The 10,243-nt window shown below is 74.4% G+C and carries 9 protein-coding genes; 1 reads left to right on the forward strand and 8 read right to left on the reverse strand.

Going from position 1 to position 10,243, the window contains the following annotated elements; genetic code table 11:
* Positions 1-3: 3 nt before the first annotated feature.
* Positions 4-1,578 carry a protein kinase domain-containing protein gene (locus PV410_RS40315; RefSeq protein WP_500331482.1) on the reverse strand — a complete coding sequence of 525 codons (1,575 nt, stop codon included), beginning with the start codon at positions 1,576-1,578 and terminating at the stop codon, positions 4-6.
* 245 nt (positions 1,579-1,823) lie between these two features.
* On the opposite strand from PV410_RS40315, the gene PV410_RS40320 reads away from it, so the two are divergent.
* On the forward strand, positions 1,824-3,593 hold the full coding sequence (locus PV410_RS40320; RefSeq protein ID WP_500331484.1) for a Stk1 family PASTA domain-containing Ser/Thr kinase: 1,770 nt from the start codon (positions 1,824-1,826) through the stop codon (positions 3,591-3,593).
* 111 nt (positions 3,594-3,704) lie between these two features.
* On the opposite strand, the gene PV410_RS40325 is transcribed toward PV410_RS40320, so the two are convergent.
* From PV410_RS40325 to PV410_RS40355, 7 genes are all read right to left on the reverse strand, one after another.
* A complete protein-coding gene (locus PV410_RS40325) occupies positions 3,705-4,268 on the reverse strand; it encodes a bacterial proteasome activator family protein (protein ID WP_500331486.1) in 564 nt (187 codons plus the stop codon).
* A gap of 176 nt (positions 4,269-4,444) precedes the next feature.
* Positions 4,445-4,801 (reverse strand): hypothetical protein, encoded by a 357-nt coding sequence (locus PV410_RS40330; RefSeq protein ID WP_500331488.1) that lies wholly within the window; start codon positions 4,799-4,801, stop codon positions 4,445-4,447.
* Between the two features lie 75 nt (positions 4,802-4,876).
* Positions 4,877-5,848, reverse strand: a complete 972-nt coding sequence (locus PV410_RS40335; RefSeq protein ID WP_500331490.1) for an NAD(P)H-quinone oxidoreductase — start codon at positions 5,846-5,848, stop codon at positions 4,877-4,879.
* Between the two features lie 10 nt (positions 5,849-5,858).
* Positions 5,859-6,929, reverse strand: a complete 1,071-nt coding sequence (locus PV410_RS40340) for a potassium channel family protein (protein WP_500331491.1) — start codon at positions 6,927-6,929, stop codon at positions 5,859-5,861.
* On the reverse strand, positions 6,926-8,335 hold the full coding sequence (locus PV410_RS40345; protein ID WP_500331493.1) for a molybdopterin molybdotransferase MoeA: 1,410 nt from the start codon (positions 8,333-8,335) through the stop codon (positions 6,926-6,928). The genes PV410_RS40340 and PV410_RS40345 overlap by 4 nt, the downstream gene beginning before the upstream one ends.
* Positions 8,332-9,243: an NTP transferase domain-containing protein gene (locus tag PV410_RS40350; protein ID WP_500331495.1), complete on the reverse strand. Its 912-nt coding sequence runs from the start codon at positions 9,241-9,243 to the stop codon at positions 8,332-8,334. Before PV410_RS40350 ends, PV410_RS40345 begins: the two co-directional genes overlap by 4 nt.
* Before the next feature lie 28 nt (positions 9,244-9,271).
* Positions 9,272-10,243: dihydrolipoamide acetyltransferase family protein (locus PV410_RS40355; protein WP_500331497.1), on the reverse strand; the 972-nt coding region annotated here is incomplete at its 5' end.

Here is a 10,243-nt window from a genome sequence, read left to right on the forward strand (position 1 = left end):
CGGTCAGCCGCCCGTGACGCCGCCGTCCGCGGCGCCCTCGGTGCCGGCCGTGCCGCCGGACACGTCCCCCGAGGTCCCCTCGGTGCCGCCGGTCTCGGACGCGGTCGGCGTCGGCGTGGGCGGCGCGGAGGTGGCCGGGGTGCTCGGCTTCTGCGTCGGCGGCGGGGAGGTCGCGGGGGCCTGCGAGGTCGGCCGCGTGTAGGAGGGGCTCGGGGTGTACGAGGGCTGCTCCGAGACGCTGCCGCTGCTGTCCTGCGTACCGCCCGTCGAGTCGTCCTGGGTCGGCTGCGACGTCGGCTTCTCCGGCTGCGACCGAGTGGGCGTCACCTTCTCCGCCGGGGGCGTCTTGTCGCCGGTCTTGGAGACCGCGAAGTAGATGCCGAGCGCGACCGCGAGCACCGCGGCGATCACGAACAGCACGGGCTTCACCCACCGCCCGCCGCCGTGCGGGGGCCGTCCGTCGTCGTAGCCGTGGCCGTGGCCGCCGCCGTCACCACCGGGCGGGCCGAGCAGCAGGGGCGGCTGCAACTCCGCGGTGGTGTGCGGGTGCTGCTGCCCGTACTGCGGGGGGACGCCCATCGGCGCGGTCGGGGCGGCGTTCGCCACGGGCACGTAACCGGTGTTCCAGGTACCGGTGTGACCGCCGCGCTCGCTCAGCATGGCCAGCGCGTACTGGACGACGCCGCGCATCTCCTCGGCGGTCTGGAAGCGGTCGTCCGGTTGCTTGGCCAGCGCGTGCAGCACCAGCCCGTCCAGCTCCGGCGGCACCCGGTCGCTGAGCTCGGAGGGCGGGCGCGGCTCGTCCTGGACGTGCTGGTAGACCACCGACAGCGGGGTCTCACCGGTGAACGGCGGCCTCAGCGCGAGGAGTTCGTAGAGCAGGCAGCCCGTCGCGTACAGGTCGGAGCGGGTGTCGACCGTCTTGCCGAGGGCCTGTTCCGGCGACAGGTACTGCGGGGTGCCCATGACCATGCCGGTCTGCGTCATCGTGGTCGAGGCGCCGTGCAGCGCCCGCGCGATGCCGAAGTCCATCACCTTCACCGCGCCGGTGTTGGTGATGATCACGTTCGCCGGCTTGATGTCCCGGTGGACGATGCCGTGCGCGTGGCTGTAGGCCAGCGCCTCCAGCACGCCCGAGACGATGATGAGCGCCTGGTCGACCGGCGGCGGCTCGTCAGACCCCACCAGCAGGTCACGGATCGTGCGGCCCTCCACGAGTTCCATCACGATGTAGGGCACGGTGCCGCCCGGCGTGACGTCCTCGCCCGAGTCGTACACCGCCACCACCGCATGGTGGTTGAGCCCGGCGACCGACTGCGCCTCGCGCGTGAAGCGGGCCTTGGACACCGGGTCCTCGGCGAGGTCGGAGCGGAGCAGCTTCACGGCCACCGTCCGCCCCAGGCGCACGTCCTCCGCCGCGAAGACCTCGGCCATGCCGCCGCGTCCGAGGCGCCGGGTCAGCCGGTAGCGGCCGTCGCCCACCAGGCCTGCGGCGCCCCACAGCTCGGGCGAGTCGGGCACTCCCCGGCCGTCGGCAGAGGGCTCGTCAGGGCCCCCGGCGGCTGTCGTCTGTGCCATCAGTCCTCGCCGTCGATCGTCGCCGTACAGGGTCCTCCAGCGCACCACGCTACCGCGTTCCAGGACGGACGCGCTCCCGTGGCACCCGTGCCCCCGATGAAGGGATTCATACGCATCCGGTGACGAACAGGTCAACGAACTTGACCTGTCCAGGCCGTCCGGCAGACTGGGCGGTCAGGATCGGGGCAACTGTCTTGTGCGTACACGCGGTGCGCCCAGGGGGATCGTCAAGGGGACGGGTACGGATGAGCGGGGACGGCACGCGGGGCACTCATTCGGGGCGTTCGGTCGGTAACGGTCGCTACGTCCTCCGCGACCTGCTGGGGCAGGGCGGCATGGCGGCCGTGCACCTGGCGCACGACACGGTGCTGGACCGGCCGGTGGCCGTCAAGACGCTCCACACCGACCTCGGCAGGGAACAGTCGTTCCGTGAGCGGTTCCGGCGCGAGGCGCAGGCCGTCGCCAAGCTCAACCACACCAACATCGTCTCGGTCTTCGACTCCGGCGAGGACACCGTCGACGGCGCGCTCGTGCCGTACATCGTCATGGAGTACGTCGAGGGCAAGCCGCTGCGCGACGTGCTCGACGAGGACATCGCGCAGTTCGGGGCCATGCCCACCGAGAAGGCCCTGAAGATCACCGCCGACGTGCTCGCGGCGCTCTCCGAGAGCCACAGCATGGGCCTGGTCCACCGCGACATCAAGCCGGGCAACGTGATGCTCACCAAGCGCGGCGTGGTGAAGGTGATGGACTTCGGCATCGCCCGCGCGATGCAGTCCGGCGTCTCGTCGATGACGCAGACCGGCATGGTGGTCGGCACCCCGCAGTACCTGTCGCCGGAACAGGCACTGGGACGCGGCGTGGACGAGCGCTCCGACCTGTACTCGGTGGGCTGTCTGCTCTTCGAGCTGCTCACCGGACGGCTGCCCTTCGACGGCGACTCCCCGCTGTCCATCGCCTACCAGCACGTCCAGGAGCTCCCGCCGGCCCCGTCGGCGCTCAACCGGGCGGTGCAGCCGGGCGTCGACGCGCTCGTCGCGCGGGCCCTGAAGAAGAACCCCGCCGAGCGCTTCCCCACCGCCGACACCATGCGCGACGAGGCGGAGCGGGTCGCCGCACCGGCGCGCGGCGCCGGCACCACACCGCTGATCATCGGCGGCGGACCGCGCCCGCGCGGCCGCGGCGAGGAGGTCTCCTCCGCGGTCTTCCCGCCGGTGCAGGGAGACCTGCGCACCCCGCCGCCGAACGTGCAGACCCCGTACCAGGCCCCGGCCCCGGCTCCTTATCCGCGGCCCCAGCCCCAGCCTCAGCCGCAGCCTCAGCAGCGGTGGGGCACCGCAGGTCAGGGCGGTCCCGCGCACACCCCGCCGCCCGGCCCGGGACCGTCCTACGGCTACCCGCAGAACGCCCCGCACGCGCCCCACCAGCCCCACCCGCAGGCCGTGCAGCAGCACGCCACCCCGCCCTACACGATGCGCCCGGGCACCCCGGCGGGCGGCGGCCGCAGGGGCGGCGGCGCCTCGACGGCGGTCGTCGCCATCGGCGCCACGGTCGCCGTGATCGCGGTGGTCGTGGTCGTCATCATCGCGATGTCGATGGGCGGCAAGGACGACACCGGGGACACCGGCGGCACCCCCACCTACGACTCCCGGGGCAGCGCCTCCGCCACCGCCCGCGAGGAGACCCCCTCGCAGCCGGCGGGTGACGAACCCGCGCCGGGCGTCAGCCAGGCCGACCAGACCCGCACCATCGACGCCTCGCGCTGCACCGAGGCCACCAAGAGCTACCTGGGCGACGACCCGGACGCCGTGGTGATGCCGGACTTCTTCACCAAGTACGTCGACTCCGTCAAGTCCTGCATGGACGCGGCCGGTTGGAAGTATGAGGTCAAGTACCGCAACGAGCAGATCTACGGGAAGGGCGCGGTCGTCGACCAGAAGCCCAAGACCTACACGGCGTTCAAGCCGGAGAAGGACAAGATCACCCTGTGGGTCTCCACCGGCCAGGGCGGCTGACCCGCCCCGGGCGTGCCCTTGCGGCGACGACGGACGGAACGAGGGACGGCGGGTGACCCCACGGGTCCCCGCCGTCTGTACCTACGCGTACGTACCGTCCATGCCGACCGCTCACAGATAGGGGCCGGTGCGCGCCCCGCCCGGGGCGTGCCCCTCCTCGTCGCCCTCGTGGCCCACACCGGGCGGCAGCGCGCGGCGCATCTGCTCCAGCTGGGCGCGTGCGGCCATCTGCTGGGCGAACAGGGCGGTCTGGATGCCGTGGAAGAGGCCCTCCAGCCATCCCACCAGCTGCGCCTGGGCGATCCGCAGCTCGGCGTCGCTCGGCACGCCGTCCTCGGCGAAGGGCAGCGAGAGCCGCTCCAGCTCCTCGACGAGCTCGGGGGCGAGCCCCGCCTCCAGCTCCTTCACGGAGCTGTGGTGGATCTCCTTCAGGCGCGCCCGGCTCGCCTCGTCCAGCGGCGCCGCCTTGACCTCTTCCAGGAGCTGCTTGATCATGCTGCCGATCCGCATGACCTTCGCGGGCTGTTCGACCATCTCCGTCACGGGCACCTCGCGCTGCTCGTCGCCTTCTCCGGCGCGGTTGGCGTGTCCGCCGCCGCCGAGGGCCATCCCGTCCGGGCCGACGACCAGGACCTGCGGGCTCTCCTGCGACCGTTCGTTCATCGGCATCTCCATGCCGCCATTGTCGCGCACCGTCGCCCCTCCGGGATTTGTGCCCCCCGACGCCCCGCGCTACCCCTCCCGCGCGGCACTCGTCCGCCTCGGCCAGGCCGGCCCGGTGTGCGACCCGGACGCGGTGCGCGGCGGGTGGACGTGCCGGGGACCCGTGTACGGGGGCGGGGCGTCCGAGGTCAGCGGCCACGGCGCAGCCGCAGGCCGAGGAAGCCCAGACCCAGCCCGATCAGCACCAGCCCCGCGCCGAGCGGCAGCACCTCCAGCACCCGTCCCATGGGCGCCTGGACGGCGGCCGGGCCCTGGTCCTGCGGTTCCTCGACGTGGACGGGGAGCGGCGCGGAGGGCCGGCCGCCACCGTCGCCCGGGGTCGCGGGCGGCTCCACCCGACCCGGGTGCCTGCGCCCCTCGCCGGCCTCGCTGCCGGCCGGCCCGGAGGACGCCGCCGGATGGGGCGGGGGCGGCGCCGCCGCGCCGGTGACCAGGAGGGCGACCCCGGTCACCGTCGCCGCCACGACCACCTTCCGCAACTCCATGCTTTCAGCGTCACACGGAGCGTCATGGGCGGCCAGTCGTGCCCACCGGGCCCGTACCGGCCGTCCGGCGGCGGCTCAGACCGTGAGCAGCACCTTGCCGACGTGGGTGCTGGCCTCGACCAGCCGGTGCGCCTGTGCCGCCTCGCTCATCGGCAGGGCGCAGTCCACCACCGGGCGCACCACGCCGGACTCCAGCAGCGGCCAGACGTGCTCCCGCACCGCCGCCACGATGGCCGCCTTCTCCTCCAGCGGCCGTCCGCGCAGCGACGTCGCGGTGATCGCGGCCCGCTTGGCCAGCATCTTGCCGAGGTCGAGCTCTCCCTTGACGCCACCCTGGAGCCCGATGATTGCCAGCCTGCCGTTGACCGCGAGGGCGTCGACGTTCCGGCCCAGGTACTTCGCGCCCATGATGTCGAGGATGACGTCGGCGCCGCCGAACGCCTCCCGCACCTCGGCCGTGAAGTCCTGCTCGCGGTAGTTGATCCCGAGGTCCGCGCCCAGCTCGCGGCACTTCGCGAGCTTGTCCTCGCTGCCCGCGGTGACCGCGACCTTGGCGCCGACCGCCTTGGCCAGCTGGATCGCCATCGTGCCGATGCCGCTGGAACCGCCGTGGACCAGCAGCGTCTCGCCGGGGCGCAGGTGGGCGACCATGAAGACGTTGGACCAGACGGTGCAGACGACCTCGGGCAGGGCCGCGGCCTCCACGAGCCCCACGCCCTTGGGCACCGGCAGCAGCTGCCCGGCGGGGACCGCGACCTTCCCGGCGTACCCGCCGCCCGCGAGCAGCGCGCACACCTCCTCGCCCACGCTCCAGCCGCTCACCCCCGGGCCGAGGGCGGCGACGCGGCCCGAGCACTCCAGGCCCGGGTAGGGGGACGCGCCGGGTGGCGGGTCGTAGAAGCCCTGCCGCTGCAGCAGGTCGGCACGGTTGACGGCGGTCGCGGCGACCTCGACCAGCACCTCGCCCTCGGCGGGTACGGGATCGGGGACCTCGGCCCAGACGAGCGCGTCCGGGCCGCCGGGTTCGGGGATGGTGATCGCATGCATGGGGCCGACGCTACCCCTGCGGGACGTGCGACGGGTCGTCCTGACTCGTCCTGTGGATGACGATGAGCCGATCGGTCAACTGCAAGGGGCTCGCCTCTGGGTTGTCGTGGTCGAGCATCCGGTGGCCGCGCTTGACGACCACCACCAGGTCGGCGACCTCCCGCGGATCGAGCCCGGCCTCGGCCTTGGTGACGGGACGCTCGATCAGGTCCAGCCCGCTGCCGTAGGTGATCAGCTCCTCCATCACCTCGCCGGCGCTCGGGCTGAGCATCGACATCCCGAGCAGCCGGCCCGCCGCGCCCGAGCTGGTGACGACGGCGTTGGCGCCGGACTGGCGGAGCAGCGGGGCGTTCTCCTCCTCACGCACGGACGCGACGATGTTGATCCGCTTGCTCAACTGGCGGGCCGTGAGCGCCACCAGGACGGCGGTGTCGTCCCGTTGCGCGGCGATGATCAGCTCCTTGGCCCGCTGGATCTCCGCGCGCAGCAGGACGGCGTTGCGGGTCGCGTCCCCGGTGACGCCCGCGAACCCGGCGGCGACCGCGGACTCCACCGCCTTGGGGTCGGGGTCGACCACCACGATCTGCTGGGCGGGCACACCGTGCCCGGTCAGCGTCCTGGCCGCGGAACGGCCCTTGGTGCCGTATCCGACGATGACGGTGTGGTCGCGCACGGTGGACCTCCAGCGCTGCTGCCGGTACTGCTCGCGGGTGCGCTCGGTGAGCACCTCCAGAGTGGTGCCGACGAGGATGATCAGGAAGAGCACGCGAAGCGGCGTCACCAGGAGCACATTGGTCAGCCGGGCGCTCGGGCTGTACGGGACGACGTCGCCGTAGCCGGTGGTGGAGAGGGTGACGGTGGCGTAGTAGACGCAGTCCAGCAGCGACATCGAACCGCCGGCGTTGTCGTGGTAGCCGCCCCGGTCCAGGTACACGATCAGCACGGTGAGCACCAGGACGAACAGCGCCATCAGCAACCGCCGGACGACCTGGTGCAGCGGGCCGAGGGGGCTCTTGCGGGGCAGGTGGACGACGTCGCCGTCCGCCCCCGAGGTGGCGCGTCCGCGGCCCGCCTCCCTCACAGCCGTCCCCAGCCCGTCTCCAGGACGGCCGTGCGGTCGCCCTTGACGGCTCCGCCGGGCGGGATGACGGCCATGCCGTCGGCCGTCGCGATGCCGCGGAGCATGGCAGGACCGCTGAAGTGCAGCGGGGCCGCCTGCGACTCCTCGTCGAGCACCACCGGCACCAGGCGGGTGTCGGTGGGGTGACCGTGCACGTCGCCGCCGAGCCGCGCCTCGTACGCCACCGGGGCCGGGCGGCCCGCGAGCGTGCGCAGCAGGGGGACGGCCAGGGTCAGCACCCCGGAGACCGCCGCGAGCGGGTTGCCCGGCAGGCCCACCAGGCGGCCGCCACCGGGCAGTTCGGCCAGCAGCATGGGGTGGCCGGGGCGGACCGCGACGCCGTCGACGAGCAACCGCGCGCCGATGCGCTCCAGCACGGGGTGGACGAAGTCCACCGGGCCGCCCGCCGTGCCACCGGTGGTGACGACGAGATCGGCGGTGGACGCGGTGACGGCGTCCTGCAGCAGGCCGGCGTCGTCCTTCAACCGCCGCGCACGGACCGTGCCGGCCCCGAGCGCGGTGAGCCATGCGGGCAGCAGCGGTCCGAGCGCGTCCCGCACCCGGCCGCCGCCGGGGGCTCCGGCGTCCAGCAACTCGTCGCCCAGGACGAGGACCTCCACCGAGGGCCGCGCGGTGACGGTCAGTTCGTCGTAGCCCGCCGCCGCGGCCAGGCCGAGCACCGCGGGCGTGACCAGCACGCCGGCCGTCAGCAACTCGTCGCCGCCACGGCACTCCTGGCCGCGGGGCCGCACGTCCTGCCCGGGCCCGGGGCCGCCCCGCGTGGCGTGCAGGTGCCCGTCGGCGGTGACGCGTCCGTGTTCCCGGCGCAGCACCGCCGTCGTGCCGGGGGGCAGTGCGGCCCCGGTGGCGATGACGGTCGCGTGGCCGTCGAGCAGCGGGGCCGCGGAACGCTGCCCGGCCAGGACGCTGCCTGCCGTGCGCCACGGGCCGGGGCCCGCGACGGCCCAGCCGTCCATCGCGGAGGTGTCGAAGGCGGGCAGGTCCGTGAGCGCGGTCAACGGCTCGGCCAGCGCGTGCCCCAGCGCGGCGCCGAGCGGCACGGACAGCCGTCCCAGCGGTCCCGCGGCGGAGCCTGCGATGTGCCGCGCCCGCGGCCACGCCAGGTCGTGGTGCCCGCCGTGGGCGCCGGCCCGGGTCCCGCCGTGGGTCCCGCCATGGGTCCCGTGGGGACGGGGGAGGGACGACCGGGAGCCGTCGGCGCCGGTGCCGCCGGAGGGTGGCTGCACGGGGTCGTGCCGGCCGGTGGCCCGCCCGTTGGCCAGGGCGAGCGCCGCGGCCAACTCGTCGTCGGCGGCGTCCCCGGCACCGGTGTCGCGGGCACCGCCCGCCGCACCCGGCAGGTTCATGCGCCCGGGTCCCCGCTCTCCGCTTCCTTCGCCCACCGCTCGGCCAGTGCGGCGGCGCGCCTGACGGCCTCCGCGACGGCCTGTTCGCCGCCGCCCGCCGTGGCTGCCGCGTAGCCCACCAGGAAGGTGGTCAGCGGCGCGGCAGGGCGGTCGACGCCGTGCGCGGCGTCCCGGGCGAGATCGAGGAGCATACGGATGTCGACGTCGAGGTCGATGCCGAGTTCGGCCTTGGCTGCGGTGATCCATTCATCCAACACGCCCCCATGCTCCCTGATGCGGGCCCGGGCTGTGGAGAGGTCGTCCCAGGTGTCGCAGTCGAAGGAGGCCTGCCCGGTGGGGTCGGGCAGCCTCCGCAGGGCCAGTTCACCGGTGAGCAGCCGCAACGGCAGCCCGGCGAGGGTCCCGTGCTCGGCGGCGATCAGCGCCAGGTGCTGGCGCAACGCCTCCGTGCGGTAGGCGGCCGCCAGCGTCTGGTCACGCCCGTCGGGGTCGGTGAGCACGACCCCGTCCTCGCCCTGCCCGCCGCGCAGCGAGGCGAGCAGCGCGCCCACCGTCGTGCGGGAGAGGAACGGCAGGTCGGCGGCGAGCACCAGCACGACGTCCGCGGTGACCTCGCGCAGCCCGGCGGAGAGCGCGGGCAGCGGGCCCCCGCCCGGTGGTTCCTCGCGGGCCCAGGCCACCGGGCGGACGGTGGGGCGGCGCGGGCCGACGACCACCGTGGTGGCCGCGCCCGCGCACGCGTCCAGGACACGGTCGATCAGCGCGCGTCCGGCGACCGGCAGTCCCGGCTTGTCGGCCCCGCCGAGGCGCCTGGCGGCGCCGCCGGCGAGGACGACCGCGTCGTAGGGCTGCTCGTGCGGCGAACGCGGCGAGGAGTGGTCACGCGGCTCACCTGGCTCCGGAGTCATGCCCGGAGTATCGCCCACCGTGACGCGTTCACACCGCCCGGAGCAGCACCGCCGGTTGTTCCACGCAGTCCGCGACGAAGCGGAGGAAGCCGCCCGCCGTGCCGCCGTCGCACACCCGGTGGTCGAAGGTGAACGACAGCTGGACCACCTGACGCACCGCCAGCTCGCCCTGGTGCACCCACGGCTTGGGGGTGATCCGGCCGACGCCGAGCATCGCGGCCTCGGGGTGGTTGATGATCGGCGTGGATCCGTCGACACCGAACACGCCGTAGTTGTTGAGCGTGAAGGTGCCACCGGTCAGCTGGGCCGGGGTCAGGCCGCCGGAGCGGGCCGCCTCGGTGAGCCGGCCGATCTCCGCCGACAGCTCCTCGGTGCTGCGCCGGTGGGAGTCCCGGACGACCGGCACGACCAGACCGCGATCGGTCTGCGCCGCGAAGCCGATGTGCACCTCCGGCAGCACGACGATCTCGCCGCGCTCGGTGTCCACCGTGGAGTTGAGCTCCGGGTAGCGGGCCAGGGCCGCCGCGCAGATCCGCGCGAACAGCGCGAGCACCGAGACCTTGGGACCTCCGGCGGCGTTCATCGCCGCCCGTGCCGCGAGCAGCTCCGTCGCGTCGGCGTCCACCCAGCAGGTGGCGTCGGGGATCTCCCGCCTGCTGCGGCCGAGCTTCTCGGCCACGGCGCCGCGGATGCCGCGCAGCGGGATGCGGGTGCCCTCGGCGGCGGGGGCCGCGGGCGCCGCGGGGGCGGCCACGGTGACCGGCGCCGCGGACCCGGTCGTGATGGCCCGTTCCACGTCCGAGCGCAGGATGAGCCCGTCGGGACCGGAGCCCGTCAGCGCGCGCAGATCGAGGCCGTGCTCACGGGCCCTGCGCCGCACCAGGGGGGAGATGACGGCGACGGGACCCTCGTGCCGGACCGGCGCGGCGACCGCGGCCACCGGGGCCGGGGCGGGCACCGGGACCGGGACGGGCACTGGGACCGGGGCGGCGGCCGGCGC

The sequence above is a fragment of the Streptomyces sp. PA03-5A genome (assembly GCF_033792725.1).
Taxonomy (GTDB): domain Bacteria; phylum Actinomycetota; class Actinomycetes; order Streptomycetales; family Streptomycetaceae; genus Actinacidiphila.